Source organism: Tateyamaria sp. syn59, assembly GCF_007995245.1.
Taxonomy (GTDB): domain Bacteria; phylum Pseudomonadota; class Alphaproteobacteria; order Rhodobacterales; family Rhodobacteraceae; genus Tateyamaria.
The window spans coordinates 64,424-85,787 of sequence record NZ_VCBA01000001.1 but is presented as its reverse complement, the minus strand read 5'-3'; the positions used below and the strand labels follow the sequence as shown (position 1 = coordinate 85,787).

Below are 21,364 nucleotides of genomic sequence, written 5' to 3'. Positions count from 1 at the left end.
AGGTTATCACAACTCCGCGTAGATCTCCGCCACTTTTTGCACCGCTGCCTCGGGCGGCAGTTCCTCGCTTTCGCCGGTGCGGCGTGAGGTCAGTTCGACCACGCCGTTCTTCAACCCACGCGGCCCGACCGTGATGCGCCAGGGCAGGCCAATCAGGTCCATTGTGGCGAACTTACCCCCTGCCCTTTCGTTCCGGTCGTCGTAGAGCGGCTCAAGCCCCAGCGTCGTCAGACTGGAATAGAGCGCATCGCAGGCGGCGTCCGCTTCTTCGTCGCCCTGTTTCAGGTTCACAATCCCACAATGATAGGGTGTAACGCCCTCGGGCCAGATGATGCCCTTGTCGTCATGGCTCGCCTCGATGATAGCACCCATCAGGCGGCTGACACCGATGCCGTGGCTGCCCATGTGGACCGGAACCTGCTTGCCATCCGGGCCCTGGACGACGGCGTTCATCGCTTCGGAATACTTGGTCCCGAAATAGAAGATCTGCCCGACCTCGATGCCACGCGCCACGCGGCGGCGTTCTTCCGGGATGTCGTTGAACAGCGCCTCGTCGTGGGTTTCGTCCGTGCGAGCGTATTTCGAGGTGAACTCTTCCAGTACCGCCCGGCACTGATCGACACTGTCATAGTCGATGTCGCGATCGCCAAAGGTCAGGTCCGTGACAGCACTGTCATAGAACACCTCGCTCTCGCCCGTTTCGGCCAGCACGAGGAATTCGTGGGTGTAATCGCCGCCGATTGGTCCTCCATCCGCGCGCATCGGAATGGCCTGCAAGCCCATCCGCTCATAGGTGCGCAGGTAGCTGACAAGGTGACGGTTGTAGGCGTGCAGTGCATCCTCTTTCGTCAGGTCAAAGTTATAGCCGTCCTTCATAAAGAACTCGCGGCCGCGCATCACGCCAAAGCGCGGACGGATCTCGTCCCGGAACTTCCACTGGATATGATAGAGCGTCAGCGGCAGGTCCTTGTAGCTGCCCACATGGGCGCGGAAGATGTCGGTGATCAGCTCTTCGTTCGTAGGACCGAACAGCATGTCGCGGTCATGCCGGTCCTTGATGCGCAGCATCTCCTGGCCGTAGTCGTCATAGCGCCCGCTTTCGCGCCAGAGATCCGCCGATTGCAGCGTCGGCATCAGCATCGGGATATGGCCCGCGCGCACCTGCTCCTCATGCACGATGTTTTCCAGCTTGCGCAGCACCTTGAAGCCCAGCGGCAGCCAGGAATAAATCCCCGCACTCGCTTGCTTGATCATGCCTGCGCGCAGCATCAAACGGTGGCTGACGATCTGCGCCTCGCTCGGGTTTTCCTTCAGCACGGGCAGAAAATAACGGCTCAAACGCATCTATGCGCTCCCTCACAACATTTCGCCCTGATTAGGACAAAGCCCAAACGCCCGCAACGTCCCCTTCTCTGTTTTAGAAAAATCCCGGTGAGTCGCGTCAGCGACGGGGATCGCTATTGGAACGCCATTGGTCCGAGAGACAATGGCGATGCCCCTAAAAAATGTCGTGCGCGTAAGCGCTCATCGGGGTTAGGGCGTGACACCAAGACCCTTGAAGCTGCGGCCAAAACCCCGCATCTCTAGGCGCAACACTAGCAACGGAACGTTCATGGCCCTGCCCGTCCGCAAACAGTTCAAGTATTGGGGGATCGCGGCAGCGGTCTTTTTTCTGCTGCTCTACGCCTTGGGCGACCAGCTCTTGCCTTTCTTCCTGGGGGCGGCCATCGCCTATTTCCTGGATCCCGTCGCAGATTGGCTGGAGGCGCACGGGTGCAGCCGTGGACTGGCCACGGGCATCATCACCATCAGCGCCATCATCGTGTTCGTCATCGTGGCGTTGTTGGTCATTCCAACCCTCGTCGAACAGGCGGTCCAGCTCTTTGGCGCCACGCCCCAGTTTGCGCGCGACCTGAGCGCCTTCCTGACCGAACGGTTTCCTAGCCTACTGGACGAAGGCTCGACCGTGCGGCAGACGATCAATTCGCTGGGCCAGACAATCTCTGAACGTGGCGGGCAGTTGCTTGAAACGGCGCTCACGTCGGCGGCGAGCCTCATCAACATTATCGTGCTGTTCGTGATCGTGCCGGTTGTCGCGGTCTATCTGCTGCTCGACTGGGACCGTATGACTGCGCGGGTCGATGACCTGCTGCCCCGCGACCACGCCCCTGTGATCAGGCGCCTTGCCAAGGACGTGGACAAGACCCTCGCGGGCTTCATCCGTGGCATGGGCACCGTGTGCCTGATCCTGGGCACGTACTACGCTATCGCGCTCATGCTGATCGGGCTGCAATTCGGCCTTGTCGTCGGGTTTGTGGCAGGTCTTTTGACCTTCATTCCTTACGTGGGCGCGATCGTCGGCGGCTTGCTGGCCATCGGGCTGGCGCTGTTCCAGTTCTGGGGTGAGTGGTGGTGGATCGTGGCCGTCGCCGTCGTTTTTCAGGTTGGTCAGATTGCTGAAGGCAACTTTCTGACCCCTAAACTCGTCGGTAACAGCGTTGGGCTGCATCCCGTCTGGCTGATCCTGGCCCTGTCGGTCTTTGGCGCGCTGTTCGGATTTGTCGGTATGTTGGTGGCCGTACCGATGGCCGCTGCCCTTGGGGTGATCGTGCGTTTCGTCATCGAACAATACCAAAGCAGCCGCTTGTACACCGGGATTTCGGATCAGACCGAAGCAGCAGCGCCCGAACACCAAAGCCACTCTGAGACCGGGGCCGAGGACTGATCATGGCCCAGCAGCTTGGCTTTGACCTTCCGGTGCGCGTGGCACTGGGGCGGGACGACTTCCTTGTTGCCCCCTCGAATGCCGTTGCCCTGTCAATGGTAGATGCCTGGCGGTCGTGGCCCAACGGCAAGCTGGCGCTGACCGGGCCATCGGGCGCGGGCAAGACCCATCTGGCCCATGTCTGGGCTGCAGACAGTGGTGCCCGGATCGTAGGCGCGGAGACACTGGAAGAGACGTCACCCGACACGTTGTTCGACGCCCCCCTCGCGGTCGAGGACGTGGACCGGATTGCACAGAACAATGCCTGCCAAACGGCGCTGTTTCACATCCACAATGCGTTGCAGACCGCGGGCCATCCGTTGCTGATGACCGGTGAACATGCACCGAACCTCTGGCGTCTCAGCCTGCCCGATCTTCAAAGCCGCGTGGATGCGGCGGGGCACGCGGCCCTCGATGCCCCCGATGACACCTTGCTGGCCGCCGTTCTGGCCAAGCTGTTTGCGGACAGGCAGCTCACACCGCGCCCGGATGTGATCCCCTACCTTGTCACCCATATGGAACGCAGCTTTGCCACAGCGCGGACAGTGGTGGCTGCCATTGATGCGCGCAGTCTTGCGCAGAAAAAGCCTATCACACGGTCACTTGCCGCCGCATGTCTGGACAATCCCCGGTGATCCGGCGGATAGTTGTCACTCAACGTTTACACCCCACAGACATAAGCCGCGCATGACAAATGCTGACTTTCTTGGCTCGGACTTTCCCGCGCCCACACCGCTTCCTGACCTCGACACCAGCAGCTCGGGCCGGTTCTTCAACCGCGAACTCAGCTGGCTGGGTTTCAACTGGAGGGTCTTGGAAGAAGCCGAGAACCCGCGCGTGCCCTTGCTGGAACGACTGCGTTTTGTGTCGATCAGCGCGGGGAACCTCGACGAGTTTTATACTGTGCGCGTCGCGGGCCTGCGCGAACTGGCCATCGCGGGCAACACAACGCCGGCGGCCGACGGGCTGACGCCCGCCGAACAGTTGGTGCTAATTGACGAAAACGCCCGCCGCCTGATCCAGCGGCAGACCGAGGTGCTGTCAGACCTCAAGGCTGCGATGGAGGCAGAAGGGATCTCTGTCCTGACCGCCAAGGACCTGACTGACGAAGACACCGCACATCTGGCCGAAGTGTTCCTGAATCGTGTCTTTGCCGTCTTGTCGCCACTGGCTATCGACCCTGCGCATCCATTCCCGTTTATCCCGAACACCGGCTACGCGCTCGCGCTGCAACTGGAACGGTCCAAGGACAAACGGCCCTTGCAAGCGCTCTTGCCGATCCCGGCGCAGATTGACCGTTTCGTCGCCCTGCCCGGCCCCGGACACCGCTTCCTGCCACTCGAAGAGCTTCTGATCCTGCACATCCCCAGCCTGTTTCCCGGCTATAAGCTGAAGGCCCATTTCGGCTTTCGCGTGCTGCGCGACAGCGATCTCGAGGTTGAGGAAGAGGCCGAAGACCTCGTGCGCGAATTCGAGGTCGCCCTGAAACGTCGCCGCCGCGGCGAGGTCGTGCGCCTGACCCACTCGGCGGGCGCACCGAAGGCCCTGAAATCCGTCATCATGGAAGAGCTGGCCGTGAGCGAGGCCGAGGTGATTGAAATGGACGGCATGCTGGGCATGGCCGATCTGGGCGAGTTGGTGCTGGATGACCGGCCCGACCTTCTCTGGCCGTCCTTCACCCCGCGTGTGCCCGAACGGGTCACCGACTTTGATGGCGATATGCTGGCTGCCATCCGCCAGAAGGACATGCTTCTACACCACCCATACGAGACATTCGACATGGTCGTCCGTTTCCTCCAGCAGGCGGCGCGCGATCCGAACGTGGTTGCGATCAAGCAGACGCTGTACCGCACCTCCAAAAACTCCCCCATCGTCGAGGCGCTGTGCGAGGCCGCCGAGGACGGCAAGTCGGTCACCGCGCTTGTCGAGTTGAAAGCCCGCTTTGACGAGGCTGCCAACATTCGGCAGTCCCGACGGCTGGAGCGCGCAGGCGCGCATGTTGTCTACGGTTTTCTCGACCTCAAGACGCATGCAAAGATCAGCACGGTTGTGCGGCGCGAGGGAAAGGAGCTGGTCACCTACACGCACTACGGTACCGGCAACTACCACCCGATCACAGCGCGCATTTACACCGACCTGTCGCTATTCACCTGCGATCCGAAGCTGGGGCGCGATGCCACCAAGGTCTTCAACTACCTGTCCGGCTACGCCCCGCCCGAAGGGCTCGACAACCTTGCCATCTCTCCGACGACGCTGAAGCCTCGGCTGCTCGACATGATAGCGGCAGAGGCTGAACACGCGCGCGCTGGAAAACCGGCAGAGATTTGGGCCAAGATGAATTCGCTGATCGACAGCGAGGTGATTGACGCGCTCTACGTGGCCAGCCAGGCTGGGGTAAAGATCAGCCTGGTGATCCGCGGCATCTGTGGGCTGAGGCCGGGCATCAAGGGCCTGTCCGACAACATCCGGGTTAAATCCATCGTCGGGCGGTTCCTGGAACACAGCCGCATCGTCTGCTTCGGCAACGGTCAGGGGCTGCCATCGAAAAAGGCGCGTGTTTTCATCTCCTCGGCTGACTGGATGGGACGCAACCTGAACCGGCGGGTCGAAACCCTGGTCGAAATTGAAAACAACACCGTCAAGGCGCAGATCGTCAGCCAGGTGATGGCGGCCAACCTGGCCGACGTGGCGCAAAGCTGGGTGATGGCGCCCGAGGGCACGTTTTCCCGTCCGAATGTGGCAGAAGGTAAATTCGCCTTCAACTGCCACCGCTTTTTCATGGAGAACCCGTCGCTGTCGGGGCGCGGGTCTGCTGGCGCCGCGGATGTGCCCAAACTCACACATACTGAGGACTAGGTGCCGCAATCGGGTCGGCGGGCGGGCGCCTTTCGGCGCAAGCCGAAACGGAACCACCAGGCCGACGCCGTCATTGACCCAACTTACGCGCTAGTCCATCAAAGGGGCCAAGTGCGCAGTGCGGGGACCCCATGAACGTATCGCTTTCGCCACAGACCGGCGACGGGAGCCTTTTTGGCAAGCCGCTGTTCGAAGATCCTTCAGCTCGTGCATTGTCGCGCGTTGGCGTTGTCGATGTGGGATCGAACTCCGTCCGGTTGGTGGTGTTTGACGGTGCTGCACGCTCACCCGCTTATTTCTACAATGAAAAGATCATGTGCGCCCTGGGCGCGGGCCTGTCCGACACGGGTCACCTGAACCCCGAAGGACGGGGACGCGCATTAAATGCGCTGACGCGATTTCAACGCCTGGCCGAGGGGATGGGCCTGTCGGATCTGTCTGTCGTGGCAACCGCTGCGGTTCGGGACGCAAGCGACGGGCTGGAATTCCGCTCGGACGTGTTACGTGAAACCGGGCTGAACGTCCGTGTCATCGACGGGCGGGAAGAGGCGCGGTTGTCGGCGCAGGGCGTCTTGCTGGGCTGGCCCGGCTCTTACGGCCTTGTCTGCGACATTGGCGGTTCTTCGATGGAATTGGCGGAGATTTCCGATGGTGAGGTCGGTCGCAGGGTCACCTCTGATCTGGGGCCCCTGAAACTGCAGACCGTCAAGGGCGGCAAGAAAGGGCGCCGCGCCCATATCAAGACGGTGATGGAGCAGTTGCAGGGAGAAATGGGCACGCAACGCGACCGCCTGTTCCTTGTCGGTGGGTCCTGGCGCGCCATTGCGCGGGTCGACATGCACCGCCGCGGCTACCCGCTGCATGTGCTGCACGAATATCGAATGACGCCGCAATCGGTCCAGCGCACCGCAAAGTTCATTCAGGAACACGACGATCACGAGGCCCTGCGGGGCGCTTGCGGCATCTCGTCTGCCCGTATGGCCCTGGTCCCCCTCGCGGCGGAAGTTCTGTGGCGTCTGGTCAAGACCTTCCGCCCCAAAGACATCGCGGTGTCGAGCTATGGCATCCGCGAAGGGATGCTTTATGAACAGATGCCCCAGCGCCTGCGCGACCGTGACCCATTGATCGAAGCGTGCCGCTTTGCCGAGGCCAAGGACGCGCGCATGCCCGGGTTTGGCAAACTACTGTACCAGTTCATCGAACCGCTGTTCAAATCAGCGCCAGAACAGCGCAAGCGTTTGATCAAGGCCGCGTGCCTTTTGCATGACGTCAGTTGGCGCGCGCATCCCGACTACCGGGCCGAGGTCTGTTTTGACAACGCGACGCGCGCCAATCTTGGCGGGCTGAAACACTCCGAACGCATCTTCCTCGGCCTCGCTCTCTTGCACCGCTACACCAACAAACGCGAGGGCACGCATTTCGAAGAGTTGTACGATCTGATCGACGAAAAGACACAGCGGGATGCCGAGATACTGGGCAAGGCCATGCGGTTTGGCGCCATGCTGTGGATGGAGAAGGATGCGGAACGTGGGGAGTTCCGCTGGTTTCCAAAGAAGCGTGAATTGGAACTGCACCTGTCACCTGACGCCATGCCGCTCTTTGGGGAAGTCGCAGAGGCGCGATTGAACTCGCTGGCAGGTTCGCTGAACGCGCAGGTCACGGTCAAGAAGCGGCGGCACTAGATGTCGATCTGCGCATCGGGATCCGGTGCATTTTGCTGCTCTTGCGGCGTTTTGCGGCGAATGATGATGTCGCCATTCTCCAGCATCTCAGGCGGGTGATAGACACTCCAGTCTTCGACCTCTTGCATCAGATCGCGGAGCGCCGGACCCATCTGCGCCGCAAAGTCACGAAGTGCTGGTCCGACGTCTTCGGCCATACCCTGCAACCCGTCCATCGCGGGTTCCATCTCGCGCATCAGACCTTCCATCAGCATCTGCGCGCCGCGTTCCATCAGCGACAGGCCGCGCTCTTCTTCGGCCTCTTGCGCGGCGGCGGGCGCCGCGAGGGCCGCAACACACATTGCTGCTAAAACCGGTTTCATAGCATCCATATGGGCATCATAGCGCAATATCCAAGCTGACTGGAAAATGATCCGAAGCGGTCACCAGCGCATCGCGCAAGTCCGCGTCGGCCCAGCACTGCGGATCATCAAGCGGGTGCCAGATGCGCCAGGTGGGCGCCAGCGCAGCCAGATCCGGCGACACCATGATGTAGTCAAGCAGCGCTTGCAGGAAACGCTGTTCGGGCCTGATCCAGAACCGTGCTGTGGTCGGTGTCGCACCCAAGCGGCGTTGCAAAGCCTGCCGCGCGTGGGGGTCAAACAGCGCTTTGTCACCAGTGCCAAGAATGATCTCGACCGAAGAGCGGCCGAACAGGTGTTCGTATTCGTCCAGCCCAGGACCGTCATTGAGGTCCCCCAGCACGATCAGCGGATCGGCATCCGCCAGCACGGCGTCAACACGTGCCCGCAGCCAGATCGCCTGCGCCAATTGTTTGCGGCGGTTCGCGATCGAGATGCGCATGACCTCGTCTCGATCGCGCGCGCCATGGGGGGCTTTGGATTTCAGATGCGCGCCGATCATGCGAAGCATCGTACCGTTTGACGTCTCCACCAACACTTCCAACGGTGGTTTGGAAAACACCACTTTGTCTTCTGTGGCATCAACATCCAGATCAATGCGGAAACTGCCATCAAAACGGGGGGCCGTAGGATGCGCCTGTGGGGCATGGGTGACAGTCAGCACGTCCGGATCGTACAGCAGCGCGATCTCTTGCTGGGTGTCGTTTGAAAACCCGATGACCGCACGGTCGGCGCGCAGGTCGGCAAAACGCGCAAAGCTTTCGAGCGCGCGCACTGTATCGCGGCTGCGGCTGGTGTCCGGCGCTTCGATGACCATCACCGCATCTGCATCCATCGCGCGGAAGACCGTGCGCAAGGCCCCAAGCTGCGCGGCCCGCGTCACGTCATGGCGCGATGACCACTCACCGTCGTCAAGCACAGCCCCGTCATCATCAAACAGGCTGTTCATCCATTCGACATTGTAGGTGGCGATGCGCATCAGCTTCGCGTGCTCAAGATCTCTTCCCAGGCGCGGTTGATGTCAATCATCCGCTTCTCGGCCAGGCGCACGGCCTCTTCCGGCACGCCGCGGGCCATCATCGCGTCGGGGTGGTTTTCGCGTACAAGCTTGCGCCAGGCCATGCGGAGGTCGTTCAAGTCCAATGCCGGATCGACCCCAAGGACGGAATACGGATCCGGTGTGGCATCCGGCACAAAGCGGGCGCGCAAGGCCCGGAAATCCACATCCGAAATGTTGAAGATATGCGCCACTTCCTCAAGGAACGCATCCTCATTCGGGTGGTAGAACCCATCTGCCATAGCGATGTGAAACAGCCCCTCGATTAGGTCGGTCAGGGTCTCGGGCTGGCTTGCGAACATTGCGTGGATACGGGTCGCGTATTCCTCGAATCCCGCGACATCCTGCCGGGCGAGGTTGAATACCTTGGCCGCACCCGCCTCATCCTTGGCCGCGATATGGAACACTTCGCGAAAGGCTGTCACCTCATCGCGCGTGACTTGTCCGTCGGCCTTGGCCATCTTGGCGCCAAGTCCGATGACGGCAATGGCAAAGGCCACGCTGCGTTCGGGCGGCGCGCGCAGCTTGTCAAAGATGTCCGTCAGGCTTTCGCCAGCGGTCAGAGCAGCAAGCGCATCAGATATGCGAGCCCAAAGGGACATGGTCACACCCTATATCCTATCTTGAGGCGCCGCGTCAGCGCTTGCTGCAAAACCGAGTTTTTTCTGCATGAGGATCAGATCAAGCCACATGCCATCCTTGCGCCCAACCTCGGGCATGTGGGCAACCTTTCTGAACCCCACCGCCGTATGGAAGGCGATGGCGGCGGCGTTTGTGCCGCTGATCCCTGCGACCATCACATGATGCCCCTCGGCATCTGCGCGGTCTTCCAGCGCTGACAATAGTGCGCGCCCCTGGCCGCGTCTGTGCGCGCGCGGGGCCAACAATATCGTATGTTCAACCGTTGCAGCGTAGCCTGGCCCACCCCGGAACGGGCCGTATGTGGCAAAGCCGCCCTGATCCGGCAGAACCAGAACGGCGCGTGTATCGATCAAATCTTCGACGTCACTCCGCCGTTTAGGTGTGGTGGTAAATGTGATCTGCGTGTGCAAGATCACATCGTTCCAGATGTCGGCGATCCACCCGGCATCATCTGGCGTGGCGGCACGTATCATAGGCTGCGGAGCCCGTGTGGCGTGTCGAACTGCGCATGAAGCCCGACCGGACCAGTTTCAATCAACACCCGGTCATCAGCGAAATGCTGTTCAAGTGCAGCGGCCAGGGCGTCGCCATCCGGATGCGATACGGTGAACCGGCGCAGACGGACACCGGTTGGGACGAGTTGCCGCGCGGGGTGCACGCCTGTTGGCCATTCAATGAGTGCCGGCCACAGATTGTCGAACGGCGTCGTGCCGTCTTTGGACACGGCCATCCGCCACGACAGGTTGCCACGACGCATAGCCACAGGCGCACCCGCGCCCTCTGGCATTTCATCAAGCGCGTTGTCCATGTCCGTGACCGCGCAGGCCCAGTTTGACAGCCGTGCAAGACCCTCGAACCGGTCGAGATCATACCAGCGAGGACGGGTGGGTTCGGGCACATTCGGGTTCGGTGCAATCGCTTCCAGGTACAGCCCATCCTCCAACCCCATTAGTGCGTTATGGGTCTGAAAAACCGCATGTTCCCCGCCCGGCTGCATCTGCACGCCCAGGGCCTCTTCTACATGCGCACGCGCGGCTTCAAGCGTTCGCCCGCCGACAACCAGATGGTCAAATAACATCAGCTTTCCAATAACATGCAATGCACCGGCGCGCTCTTCCGCCGTCGGTGAAGTATCGCAGTGCATCGCTTGAAATTGAAGAGGCCAAGGCGCGCAAAATAACGCTCAGTTCAAAACACGTACGCACGTCCAGAAACACGCAGTGCGAAGGCGATGAGCAGCGCCATCGAAAGAAAGGCCGCGCCTCACGCGCGGCCCCTGTTCTTTTTACGCAGACCGCAGGATCGACAGGATCTCTTGCGCGGCATCTGGAATGTTGGTTCCCGGTCCAAAGATTGCCTTGACCCCGGCATCATATAGAAACTGGTAATCCTGCTGCGGAATGACACCGCCGCAGATGACGATGATATCCTCGGCATCCGCCTCTTTCAGCGCCTGCACCAGTTGTGGTGCCAGCGTCTTGTGACCCGCCGCCTGAGACGAAATGCCGATCACATGGACATCGTTGTCGACGGCATCCTGGGCGGCCTCGGCCGGGGTCTGGAACAGCGGGCCCACGTCCACGTCAAACCCGATATCGGCAAAGGCTGTCGCGATGACCTTGGCCCCTCGGTCGTGACCGTCCTGCCCCATCTTGACCACCAGCATGCGGGGACGGCGACCTTCGGCTTCTGCGAAATTCTCAACCGACTTCTGGATTGCGGCGAACCCTTCGTCGCCCTCGTAGGCTGCGCCATACACGCCGGCGAGCGTCTTTACCTCTGCCCGGTGGCGACCGAACTCTTTTTCCATGGCCATGCTGATCTCTCCCACCGTTGCACGTGCCCGCGCCGCGTTTACCGCAGCCTCCAACAAGTTGCCGTCTGCGGCTGCGACGGCGCTGAGCGCATCAAGGGCCGCCTGGCAGGCATTTTCGTCCCGTTCGGCCCGGATCCGGGTCAATCGCGCGATCTGGCTGTCACGGACAGCAGCGTTGTCGATATCGAGTATGTCGATCTCGTCCTCTTTCTCGAGCCGGAACTTGTTGACGCCGACGATCACCTCGTCACCCTTGTCGATCATCGCTTGACGACGTGCCGCGGCCTCCTCGATCCGCAGTTTGGGCATGCCGGAGCCGACGGCCTTGGTCATGCCGCCCATCTCCTCGACCTCTTCGATCAGCTTCCAGGCTTCCTCGGCCAGATCGTGGGTCAGTTTTTCGACGTAGTAGGAGCCCGCGAGCGGGTCGACCACATTGGTGACGCCCGTTTCGTTCTGCAGGATCAGCTGCGTATTACGCGCGATGCGGCTTGAGAATTGCGTGGGCAGCGCGATGGCCTCGTCAAAGCTGTTGGTGTGCAGCGATTGCGTGCCGCCCAGCACCGCGCTCATCGCTTCGAACGCGGTGCGGACGATGTTGTTGTAGGGGTCCTGTTCCTGAAGGCTCACACCGCTGGTCTGGCAATGGGTGCGCAGCATCATGGATTTCGGGTTCTTCGGCTCAAACTCGGACATGATGCGGTGCCAGAGGAGACGTGCGGCACGCAACTTGGCCGCTTCCATGAAGAAGTTCATGCCGATGGCAAAGAAGAAGGACAGCCGCCCGGCAAACTTGTCCACGTCCATGCCGCGCGCAATGGCGGCGCGCACATATTCGCGCCCGTCAGCGAGAGTGAATGCAAGCTCCTGCACCAGGTTCGCCCCCGCTTCCTGCATGTGATAACCGCTGATCGAGATGCTGTTGAACTTCGGCATCTCGTTCGAGGTGTATTCGATGATGTCCGCGATAATCCGCATCGAAGGTTCGGGCGGGTAAATGTAGGTGTTGCGAACCATGAACTCCTTGAGGATGTCGTTCTGGATCGTGCCGGACAGTTGCGCCTTATCCACCCCCTGTTCTTCACCCGCGACGATGAAATTGGCGAGGATCGGGATCACTGCCCCATTCATGGTCATCGACACAGACACCTTGTCGAGCGGGATACCGTCGAACAGGATCTTCATGTCCTCAACACTGTCGATGGCGACGCCCGCCTTGCCAACATCACCAACGACCCGTTCGTGATCACTGTCATATCCACGGTGCGTGGCCAGATCGAAGGCGACTGACACCCCCTGTTGGCCCGCATCCAGGGCGCGGCGATAGAAGGCGTTGGATTCTTCGGCTGTGGAAAAGCCTGCGTATTGACGGATCGTCCAGGGACGGCCCGCGTACATCGTGGCCTTCACACCGCGGGTAAACGGCGCCTCGCCCGCAATGGTGCCCAGGTGATCCACACCTTCCAGATCGTCAGCGGTGTAGATCGGCGCGACGTCGATCCCCTCCAGCGTATTCCAGGTCAGATCCTCGACCGGGCGACCGCGCAGCTCACCCTCCGCGAGGCTCTGCCACTCGTCTTTCTTGTTCGTCATATCCATGTCCTCTTGTCAGCGGACCATGCGGCAGGGTTTGCCCCGCTCCTCTCTGGCCCAAATCCTCTGTCAGTTTTGCAAGTCCATCTGCACCGGCGGTCAGCCAGTGCATGTCGTCCAGGTACGCCTCGCGCATGGCTGCGCTTGCGGCGGGATCGAACGGTGTCCAGCGATCCGTGGCACCGGAAATCAGGTCAGCATCATCACCGCGTTCGGTGAGCAAATCGCGCAGTTCCGTCACGCCGGGCGAGCGGTTCAGCCAGGTTTCCGAGGCGCTACTTGGCCCGTGCCACCTAGTTGCACCGCGAAACATCGCGTCCGGCCGACCTGCCGTGCGTTCAAACGGCACGACAACGATGCGCGCACCGGGCACTGCACAGGCGACATCGGCGACCACATCGCGCCATGTGCGCGGCCCGAACGCGATGCGCAACAAATGCTCCGGTTCCGGCACCTGGTGCCCACGCGAGACCAAATACGCCGCCACCGAAGTCCAGTAGTGGTTCAGCGACCGCACGGACAGAACAACCGTGTCGATGCGCCCGTCGAAGGCCGCCGCATACCGGGCCATGCGTTCACCCACATCGGCATAGAGTGACCGCCGACGCATGTTCAAACGCATTGTGCCGATCATGTTTTCATCGGAAATGAGAAGCGATTTGGCCCCGTTCCGCTCAGCCTTGTCCAGATGAAACTGGATACGTCCCCGCGCCCGCCTTGCAGCAGGCGGCGTCGCGGTAAGGGTTGGCTGGATACCGGCAAACAAACCTTTGCGGGTCCGAAGTGGCCCCCAAAAGCCGATGCGACGCGCCCGCATAAAATCCGAATTCCGCCGGACATAGGCCTGAAAAGACGTTGTTCCGGTACGATGCGCACCGAGGTGCAGAATGACTTGCATACGACTGTGATCCCTTGCCACGCGCGTCAAGTGCCCCGAATGGGACCGACACACTTGGTTAAGGGCTCGCACGCAAAGCCTTGCAGAGCGATTAAAACTAAAATTGAGCAGAGCAGCCGTCGCAATTGGAGAAAAAGCCGCTACATTGATTTCAGCAGGAGGGCAGATGAAACAGCTACTACCCATTGTTCTGGTTGGACTTTTCGGCGGTTCCGTGGTCGCTGCAGCAAGCGATGATGCACCGGGGTCTTCCATCTTTGTGACCGGTAATGTGCCGGATTTGAATGAACTTGTCTGGGAAAAACGGCCGATCATCGTGTTTGCCGACAGCCCGAACGACCCGAATTTCGCGCAGCAGATGGACTTTCTCGAAGCACGCGCGGACGAATTGGCCGAACGGGACGTGATCGTGTTGACCGACACGGACCCTTCCGTCGATAGCGATCTGCGGCTCACATTCCGGCCTCGGGGCTTCATGTTGGTGCTTGTCGGCAAGGATGGCGGCGTGAAATTGCGCAAGCCGTTCCCTTGGGATGTGCGCGAGATCACACGCTCTATCGACAAGATGCCCATTCGACAGCGCGAAATTCGTGAACGCCGCAGGCAAGACAGCTGAACGGTCGCGTCACGACGCGTTAACGTTTGCGCGCTAACCGTCATCCAGCGCTTGTGAAAAACAGGTAGATCACCTATGTTTGACACGCAGCGCGATGGCATGCGCCATCTCACAGAAAAGGAGACGGATATGTCGGATACACCCAAACGTACCACCCCCGTCACTGGTCGGAACGGGCCGAGCCCGGGCTACTGACAGCCGGGTCGCCCCCCAATTGCGCGAGCGCCTCGACAGCATATGTGCGCGCGCGCTGTTTCATCTGCAAATACTGAAAATATGCTATTTCGCGCCGCTTGCGGCTAGCCTCGTCTGTACCTTCGACAAACGGCTTGAGGCGTGAGTCGGCAATCTGGACTTCGATCGCGTTCAGCTGGGAATAGTATTTCACCACCGGATCAATCACTTCCTTCGGCAGGATGTGGATGTTCTCCAGCACTGACTGAAAAACCATGTCGTTGTATTCGGTCGGTAGAAACGGCACGTAGCCATTGGCAATACGCGGTTGCATGGCCTCCCACGCCGCATTCAGGTCCTCACCTTCCAGCACTTCAAGGTAATGCTTGATTTCGGCCACGAGCGCGCGCTGCACATCCTCGCGCTGTTCGCGCCGCAGCCGGGCCGCGTCACGGCGGTTTTGCCAACCGTTGACGATCCACCCCACAGCCACGAAGAGCCCCGCAATGACAGCCTGCCAGATGCGGGGATCAACGGCTGCAAACCCGTCAAGGATATGACGGGTGGTACTCACTCGAATTCCATGATCACGTCATCGACGGCCAGACTGTCGCCCGCGCCCGCGTTGATCTTGGACACGATGCCCTTCTTCTCGGCGCGCAGGATGTTCTCCATCTTCATCGCCTCGATGGTGCAAAGCGCCTGCCCCTCCTGCACCTCGTCGCCTTCGGCCACGTCGATCTTCACGACCAGACCGGGCATAGGGCAAAGCAGCATCTTGGAAGTGTCGGGCGGCAGCTTCTCTGGCATCAGGCGCGCCAGTTCGGCCTGCCGCGGCGAGCGCACATGGACTTTTAAGTCAGCGCCACGGGTGCGGATGCGGAACCCGCCCGACACCTTGCCAACCTTCAGCACAAGCGGTGCGCCATCCACGGTCATCTCAGCCAGCTGATCCCCCGGCGTCCAATCACCTGCAACGCGCATTGCTGTACCGTTAAAAGACACCGTCGCGCCGTCTTGATCGGCATTGACCACAACGTCATACGACTGGGCCTGCAAAGTGACGTTCCAGTCCTTGCCAACCTTGCGTTCATGGTTGTCCATACGGCCCGACACGCGCGCACGGCGGATTTCGGCAACACGGTGCATCGCGGCACATGCAGCCGCCACGCGGCGCAGATCATCCTCGGCCAGATCGACCCCTTCGAACCCTTCCGGGTACTCTTCGGCGATGAAGGCCGTGGTCATATCGCCTGAGATAAATTTGGGATGGTCCATCACAGCGCTCAGGAACGGCAGGTTGTGGCCAATCCCCTCGACCTCAAAACTGTCGAGCGCCACGCGCATCGCTTCGATCGCCGCCGCGCGGTCCGGCCCCCATGTGCAGAGCTTGGCGATCATCGGGTCGTAATACATGCTGATCTCGCCGCCTTCGTAGACGCCGGTATCGTTACGGATAACAATGCTTTCCGGCGTCACGCCGGGACTGTAGCTTTCGGTTTCGGCCGGGGGACGATAACGGGTCAAACGGCCAATCGACGGCAGGAAGCCGCGATACGGGTCCTCGGCATAAAGCCGGTTTTCGATGGCCCAGCCGTTCAGCTTCACATCGTCCTGGGTGATCGACAACTTTTCGCCCGCAGCGACAAGGATCATCTGCTCGACAAGGTCGACGCCAGTGATCAGTTCGGTCACCGGGTGTTCCACCTGCAGGCGTGTGTTCATTTCGAGGAAATAGAAGTTCTTGTCCCCATCGACGATGAACTCGACTGTACCTGCGCTGGCATACCCAACGGCCTTGGCTAGAGCGACCGCCTGCTCGCCCATAGCTTTGCGGGTCGCTTCATCCAGGAAAGGCGACGGCGCTTCCTCAACCACTTTCTGGTTCCGACGCTGGATCGAACATTCGCGCTCGCCCAGATAGATGCCGTTGCCATGGCTGTCGCAAAGGACCTGGATTTCGATGTGGCGGGGCTGGGTGACGAATTTCTCGATAAAGATACGGTCGTCACCAAAGCTGTTGGCCGCCTCGTTCTTAGACGACTGGAAGCCCTCACGCGCCTCTTCGTCGTTCCACGCGATGCGCATACCCTTACCGCCGCCCCCGGCAGAGGCTTTCAGCATCACAGGATAGCCAATCTCGGTCGAGATTTTCACAGCCTCGTCCGCGTCTTCGATCAGGCCCATGTAACCGGGCACCGTGCTGACGCCTGCGTCCTGCGCGATTTTCTTAGAGGTGATTTTGTCGCCCATCGACTCGATGGCGCCCTTGGGCGGGCCGACAAAGGCGACGCCGGCCGCTTCAAGCGCCTCGGCAAACTTCGCGTTTTCCGACAAAAAACCATAGCCGGGGTGCACGGCCTGCGCGCCAGACTGCTTGATCGCATCCATTACCTTGTCGATGACAATGTAGGACTGGTTGGCGGGCGGCGGCCCGATATGGATCGCTTCGTCCGCCATCTGCACATGCAGCGCCTTGGCATCGGCGTCGGAGTAAATTGCGACGGTGGGGATGCCCATCTTGCGCGCCGTCTTGATGACGCGGCAAGCGATCTCCCCCCGGTTGGCGATCAGGATCTTGTTGAACATAGGGCCTCACTTCTTGGGGTCTTGAAACGCAAAACACCGCCCTGCCCGAAAGCAAGACGGCGTTTCGCGTGTGACTGAAAAACGCGCGCGCGGCGCGTCAGAGAATTAGCATCTGCCGGGATTGGCTTCGCAGTAAAGGACATTGGCGCCTGCACCCACGGCTGCACCCGCGACAGCGTTGCCGCCCAATGCGGCAGAGCCAACGCCGCCAACGGCACCGCCCAGAACGGCCTGCTCACCCACCGTGTCACCGCAGGCTGCAAGTCCGAAGGCTGCTGCGGTGGCGAGAATTGCGAATTTGATACGCATTTTGATCTTCCTTTATTTGACGTCCGTGTCGGGTAACAAACGCCAAGGTCAATCATTCGTTCCTTGCAGTATCCTTGCTGGTCCCCAGCCGAAGGCCCGACGCGTCCGATGCACATAACGCTTTGCAGGACCCAACTGGGACCGCGACCGGTCGCGCAAAGCCAACGGTGCAGGACGAAAAAAAAGGTGGGCAGCATGATGGCTTTCGACATCTGCTGCCCACCAGGGGAAGGGGTACGGAAATGGTACACAGCGCCGCAGATAACCTGGGGAAGCGACGCTGATGAGCAACGGTCGCACGGTTTTTCAGCACGCACAAAGGGCAAGTTTCCCGACCGGCGGGAATAAGCCATGTTTCGCCGCATGCGGGAATCGACCGGCAAAAAAGCGCCGATAGCGGACGCGTAAGTCATTCCCGCCCCTCCTCAAACGCTTCCGGGAAGGACATCCGCGCCACATTTTCATCAATCTGCAAAAGTGCTTCGTAATCAGCGGGATCGAAGGGATCCGTCGCGGGAACCACCTCGCGACCAAACAGCCAGGACAAGCGCCCGGCATCGAGGTTGCCGCGTTCAAACGGATCGGTGCCAAAGTGGGCCCACAAGGCCGTCATAAAGGCCGCATCTGCTCGACGGTCCGCCGGTTTGCGGTCGGCAAACCGTTCGCGCCGCTGGAGCGGTGTCACCCCTTTCGGGTTCGGACGGCGAATTGTGAATTGGAAATCCGTGCCGGTCAGCCGACCGGGGAAACCGCGATGTTTCAGCATACGCTGCCCCCCGCGGTGAGGGGTGTCAGGGCGGGCTGAACCGCCCGCCCTGTAGAATTACTTGAACTTGCCCGTGTGGACCGGCTCTGTGCTGATGGGTTCAGGCTCAACAACGACGAACTCTTCGTTGTTGTCACGGGCGCATGCTGCGACCAGAACCATGAGGCTAACCATGCCCAACACTTTGATGCTCTTCGACATCTGTCTCTCCTGTATTCAACTTGCAGGCACGCGATACAACGCGCCTGATGCGAGGTCTCGGGGCCGTGGGGACCCCTTGGCGAGCGTATACGTGATTTTCGCCCCGAAAGATACGGGTGCCGACAGGCTTGCACATGTTGTGGCCGCAAAGACGCATATGCGATTTTCCGCTGAAACATCACAACTCCTCCCACTCGCACCCGTCAGGGCCGGGGCGGAACGCCTCGAAAAACTGTGTCGCATCCGGATCAGGCGTGCCGAAAGGCACCGGCCGGTCCATGAACGAAATGACGACGACGTCTGCGCTCAACTCGAAGCTGGCGATGTATGATAACGCAAAATCATCACAGAGCGATTGGAAGTCCTGTTCGGCCTCGGCGTAGCTCACGGTGCCGCCGTCCCGTGCTATGTCGGGTGCCAGAAACCGGAAACGCAGCCAGCGTTCCGCCCCGACCTCATCCACCAGCACTTCCGAAAGCGTCACCTGTTGGCCCGAAGGCACCTCTTGCGCAAATATCGGGGACGCGGCCAACATCAGAACCGGAAGGCAGCCCCGGCCCCATCCCCGTCTCCAGGTCCGGGCTCCTCCCTCCGGGGCTGCTGTGCGTGCGGTGATAACCCGTCGCACTGTTCCATTCGGCATCGTATGCTGCCTGCCACTTTTCATCGTGCATCTTCTTCTTGCGTTGTAAAGGTGGCAGGTGAGGTGATTTCGATCAATTCGAGGTCTTCGGCATGCCGAACTTCACGATGCACAATCCCAGGGGGTTGTAGAACACATGACCCTGCACGCAATACGTGTTCACCCTGCCCTTCATATTCGAAGACCACCCAGCCTCGGGTGACATAGACCATCTGAAACTCGAGGTCATGAGAATGCCAGGTGCCCAGACTTTCCATGCCAGGCACGGCGCGGATTACATGGGCGCCGTATGCGCCATTCGTCGCTTCGGCGATGCCAAGCTGACGATACTCGAAAAACGGCCGCAATCCGGCGCTTTCGAAGGCGCCCGCATCGGCATGAGCAATCGTAAACGCTTGGTTCTTCCACAGGGTCACGAGTTGACCCCGCACAAGATCAGGTGTTGCGCAGCGCCTTGATCAACGCGTCCTTGGTCATATCGGACCGACCTTGCACGTCCAGTTCCCGAGCGCGCGCGTAGAGCGCATCTTTCGTCCAATCCTCGTAAGGCGGCTGCTTGCCCCCCTTGGCCGATGGGTCTTGGTCGTCGTTGGCCTGCGCATTCGCGATGCGCGCGGCCTTCTGTTTCGATGCGCCCTGCTCCCGCAGCGCTTCGTACGTCTCTTCGTCCTTGATGGACGGTCCGTGGTCGGCTGTCATGTGATGCTCCTTTCGGAGCGAACGCAGCAACGGGCATGGCCGTTCCCTCAGATCTAGAGCGGGATGTTATCGTGTTTCTTCCACGGCATCGGGGTCTTCTTGTTGCGCAGCGACGCAAAGGCACGGCTGACCCTTTTCCGGGTCGAGCGAGGCTGGATCACCTCGTCGATGAACCCGCGCTCTGCGGCCACGAACGGATTGGCAAAGCGGTCTTCGTAATCCTTGGTGTGCTGCGCCGTCTTTTCCGCATCACCCAGATCGGCGCGGTGGATGATCTCGGTCGCGCCTTTCGCCCCCATCACGGCAATCTCGGATGTCGGCCAGGCGTAGTTGAAATCTGCGGCCAGGTGCTTGGACGCCATCACAACATAGGCCCCGCCGTATGCCTTGCGCGTGATCACCGTGACCTTCGGCACGGTCGCCTCGCCATAGGCATAGAGTAGCTTGGCCCCGTGTTTGATCACACCGCCATACTCCTGCGTGGTGCCGGGCAGGAAACCAGGCACATCGACCAAGGTCAGGATCGGAATGTCGAAACAGTCGCAGAACCGCACAAAACGTGCCGCCTTGCGCGCGCTGTCGATGTCCAGCACGCCCGCGAGCACCATGGGCTGGTTCGCGACCACACCCACTGTACGCCCCTCAAGGCGGATGAAACCGGTGATGATGTTCTTCGCGAACTCTTCTTGCAGCTCATAAAAATCGCCCTCATCGGCGATTTTCACGATGAGTTCTTTCATGTCATAGGGCGTGTTTGCATTTTCCGGGACCAGCGTATCGAGGCTGGATTCGATGCGGTCCGGCTCGTCAAAGAAGGGGCGGACGGGCGGCTTCTCTCGGTTGTTGAGCGGCAGGAAGTCGACGAGGCGACGGACCTCAGCCAGCGCCTCCACATCGTTGTTAAATGCCGCATCCGCCACCGACGACTTCTTGGTGTGAGTGGACGCGCCACCCAATTCCTCGGCCGTGACCTGTTCGTTGGTCACGGTTTTCACAACATCCGGCCCCGTCACGAACATGTAGGAGCTATCTTTGACCATAAAGATGAAGTCGGTCATCGCCGGGGAATACACCGCGCCACCGGCGCACGGCCCCATGATGACGGAAATCTGCGGCACCACGCCGGACGCCATAATGTTGCGCTGGAACACCTCACCGTAACCAGCAAGGCTATCGACCCCCTCCTGAATACGCGCACCACCGGAATCGTTGATACCGATGACTGGCGCGCCGTTCTCGACCGCCTTGTCCATGATTTTGCAGATCTTGGCGGCGTGTGTGGCCGACACGGACCCGCCAAGCACTGTGAAGTCCTGAGAGAACACATAGACTTGCCGCCCGTTGATCGTGCCCCAGCCGGTGACAACACCGTCACCGGCGGGTTTCTGCTGTTCCATCCCGAAGTCGGTGCAGCGGTGGCTGACGAACATGTCGAATTCTTCGAACGATCCTTCGTCAAGCAGCAGATCAATACGCTCCCGTGCGGTCAGCTTGCCGCGCCCGTGCTGCGCATCAATGCGCTTTTGCCCGCCGCCAAGACGCGCATCCGCGCGCCGCGATTCCAATTCGGTCAGAATATCTTTCATGCTGTCCCCGCTGGTGGTTTGTTTGGCTTATACAAGTGCAAATAGGCCAAGATGAAGTGTCAATCGGAATAT

Annotated in this window: 22 protein-coding genes; 5 read left to right on the top strand and 17 right to left on the bottom strand. The window is 60.5% G+C overall.

Going from position 1 to position 21,364, the window contains the following annotated elements; all coding sequences use genetic code 11:
* Positions 1-6 precede the first annotated feature (6 nt).
* Positions 7-1,344, bottom strand: a complete 1,338-nt coding sequence (gene proS / locus FD715_RS00405) for a proline--tRNA ligase (RefSeq protein WP_147103589.1) — start codon at positions 1,342-1,344, stop codon at positions 7-9.
* 268 nt (positions 1,345-1,612) lie between these two features.
* Between proS and FD715_RS00400 the strand changes: the two genes are divergently transcribed.
* From FD715_RS00400 to FD715_RS00385, 4 genes are all read left to right on the top strand, one after another.
* On the top strand, positions 1,613-2,725 hold the full coding sequence (locus FD715_RS00400; RefSeq protein ID WP_147103586.1) for an AI-2E family transporter: 1,113 nt from the start codon (positions 1,613-1,615) through the stop codon (positions 2,723-2,725).
* Between the two features lie 2 nt (positions 2,726-2,727).
* The gene (locus FD715_RS00395; RefSeq protein ID WP_147103583.1) at positions 2,728-3,399 is read left to right on the top strand and encodes a DnaA ATPase domain-containing protein; all 672 of its coding nucleotides are present in this window, start codon (positions 2,728-2,730) and stop codon (positions 3,397-3,399) included.
* A 52-nt stretch (positions 3,400-3,451) separates the two neighbouring features.
* The gene (locus FD715_RS00390; protein WP_147103580.1) at positions 3,452-5,620 is read left to right on the top strand and encodes an RNA degradosome polyphosphate kinase; all 2,169 of its coding nucleotides are present in this window, start codon (positions 3,452-3,454) and stop codon (positions 5,618-5,620) included.
* Between the two features lie 131 nt (positions 5,621-5,751).
* Entirely contained in the window at positions 5,752-7,302 is a 1,551-nt protein-coding gene (locus FD715_RS00385) for a Ppx/GppA family phosphatase (protein WP_147103577.1), read from the top strand.
* Here the strand turns inward: FD715_RS00385 and FD715_RS00380 are convergent.
* The 7 genes from FD715_RS00380 to FD715_RS00350 all read right to left on the bottom strand — a co-directional run bounded on the left by FD715_RS00380 (position 7,299) and on the right by FD715_RS00350 (position 13,709).
* Positions 7,299-7,673 carry a hypothetical protein gene (locus tag FD715_RS00380; RefSeq protein WP_370455314.1) on the bottom strand — a complete coding sequence of 125 codons (375 nt, stop codon included), beginning with the start codon at positions 7,671-7,673 and terminating at the stop codon, positions 7,299-7,301. The genes FD715_RS00385 and FD715_RS00380 overlap by 4 nt on opposite strands.
* Before the next feature lie 7 nt (positions 7,674-7,680).
* A complete protein-coding gene (locus FD715_RS00375) occupies positions 7,681-8,682 on the bottom strand; it encodes an endonuclease/exonuclease/phosphatase family protein (protein ID WP_147103574.1) in 1,002 nt (333 codons plus the stop codon).
* On the bottom strand, positions 8,682-9,362 hold the full coding sequence (locus FD715_RS00370) for a molecular chaperone DjiA (RefSeq protein WP_147103571.1): 681 nt from the start codon (positions 9,360-9,362) through the stop codon (positions 8,682-8,684). Before FD715_RS00370 ends, FD715_RS00375 begins: the two co-directional genes overlap by 1 nt.
* 9 nt (positions 9,363-9,371) lie before the next feature.
* Complete coding sequence (locus FD715_RS00365) at positions 9,372-9,875, bottom strand: GNAT family N-acetyltransferase (RefSeq protein WP_147103568.1); 504 nt, start codon at positions 9,873-9,875, stop codon at positions 9,372-9,374.
* Positions 9,872-10,480 carry a VOC family protein gene (locus tag FD715_RS00360; protein ID WP_147103565.1) on the bottom strand — a complete coding sequence of 203 codons (609 nt, stop codon included), beginning with the start codon at positions 10,478-10,480 and terminating at the stop codon, positions 9,872-9,874. The genes FD715_RS00365 and FD715_RS00360 overlap by 4 nt, the downstream gene beginning before the upstream one ends.
* Before the next feature lie 207 nt (positions 10,481-10,687).
* The gene (gene scpA / locus FD715_RS00355) at positions 10,688-12,811 is read right to left on the bottom strand and encodes a methylmalonyl-CoA mutase (protein WP_147103563.1); all 2,124 of its coding nucleotides are present in this window, start codon (positions 12,809-12,811) and stop codon (positions 10,688-10,690) included.
* A complete protein-coding gene (locus tag FD715_RS00350) occupies positions 12,768-13,709 on the bottom strand; it encodes a hypothetical protein (protein ID WP_147103560.1) in 942 nt (313 codons plus the stop codon). The genes scpA and FD715_RS00350 overlap by 44 nt, the downstream gene beginning before the upstream one ends.
* A 166-nt stretch (positions 13,710-13,875) precedes the next feature.
* Here FD715_RS00350 and FD715_RS00345 point away from each other — a divergent pair, with 166 nt between their 5' ends.
* Positions 13,876-14,325: a DUF4174 domain-containing protein gene (locus FD715_RS00345; protein ID WP_147103558.1), complete on the top strand. Its 450-nt coding sequence runs from the start codon at positions 13,876-13,878 to the stop codon at positions 14,323-14,325.
* A gap of 160 nt (positions 14,326-14,485) precedes the next feature.
* Here FD715_RS00345 and FD715_RS00340 read toward each other — a convergent pair whose 3' ends face one another.
* The 9 genes from FD715_RS00340 to FD715_RS00305 form a co-directional block, all read right to left on the bottom strand.
* Positions 14,486-15,073, bottom strand: a complete 588-nt coding sequence (locus FD715_RS00340; RefSeq protein ID WP_147103555.1) for a hypothetical protein — start codon at positions 15,071-15,073, stop codon at positions 14,486-14,488.
* The gene (locus FD715_RS00335; RefSeq protein ID WP_147103552.1) at positions 15,070-17,088 is read right to left on the bottom strand and encodes an acetyl/propionyl/methylcrotonyl-CoA carboxylase subunit alpha; all 2,019 of its coding nucleotides are present in this window, start codon (positions 17,086-17,088) and stop codon (positions 15,070-15,072) included. Before FD715_RS00335 ends, FD715_RS00340 begins: the two co-directional genes overlap by 4 nt.
* 105 nt (positions 17,089-17,193) lie before the next feature.
* Positions 17,194-17,397: a hypothetical protein gene (locus FD715_RS00330; RefSeq protein ID WP_147103549.1), complete on the bottom strand. Its 204-nt coding sequence runs from the start codon at positions 17,395-17,397 to the stop codon at positions 17,194-17,196.
* A gap of 409 nt (positions 17,398-17,806) precedes the next feature.
* Positions 17,807-18,163 (bottom strand): hypothetical protein, encoded by a 357-nt coding sequence (locus FD715_RS00325; protein ID WP_147103545.1) that lies wholly within the window; start codon positions 18,161-18,163, stop codon positions 17,807-17,809.
* Between the two features lie 57 nt (positions 18,164-18,220).
* Positions 18,221-18,364: a hypothetical protein gene (locus FD715_RS22410; protein WP_189799374.1), complete on the bottom strand. Its 144-nt coding sequence runs from the start codon at positions 18,362-18,364 to the stop codon at positions 18,221-18,223.
* Between the two features lie 178 nt (positions 18,365-18,542).
* Positions 18,543-18,899, bottom strand: a complete 357-nt coding sequence (locus tag FD715_RS00320; RefSeq protein WP_189799373.1) for a DUF6497 family protein — start codon at positions 18,897-18,899, stop codon at positions 18,543-18,545.
* A gap of 128 nt (positions 18,900-19,027) precedes the next feature.
* Positions 19,028-19,423 (bottom strand): cupin domain-containing protein, encoded by a 396-nt coding sequence (locus tag FD715_RS00315; RefSeq protein ID WP_223274684.1) that lies wholly within the window; start codon positions 19,421-19,423, stop codon positions 19,028-19,030.
* A gap of 19 nt (positions 19,424-19,442) precedes the next feature.
* Positions 19,443-19,706 carry a Rho termination factor gene (locus FD715_RS00310; RefSeq protein WP_147103539.1) on the bottom strand — a complete coding sequence of 88 codons (264 nt, stop codon included), beginning with the start codon at positions 19,704-19,706 and terminating at the stop codon, positions 19,443-19,445.
* A gap of 53 nt (positions 19,707-19,759) precedes the next feature.
* On the bottom strand, positions 19,760-21,292 hold the full coding sequence (locus FD715_RS00305) for an acyl-CoA carboxylase subunit beta (RefSeq protein WP_147103536.1): 1,533 nt from the start codon (positions 21,290-21,292) through the stop codon (positions 19,760-19,762).
* Between the last annotated feature and the right edge of the window lie 72 nt (positions 21,293-21,364).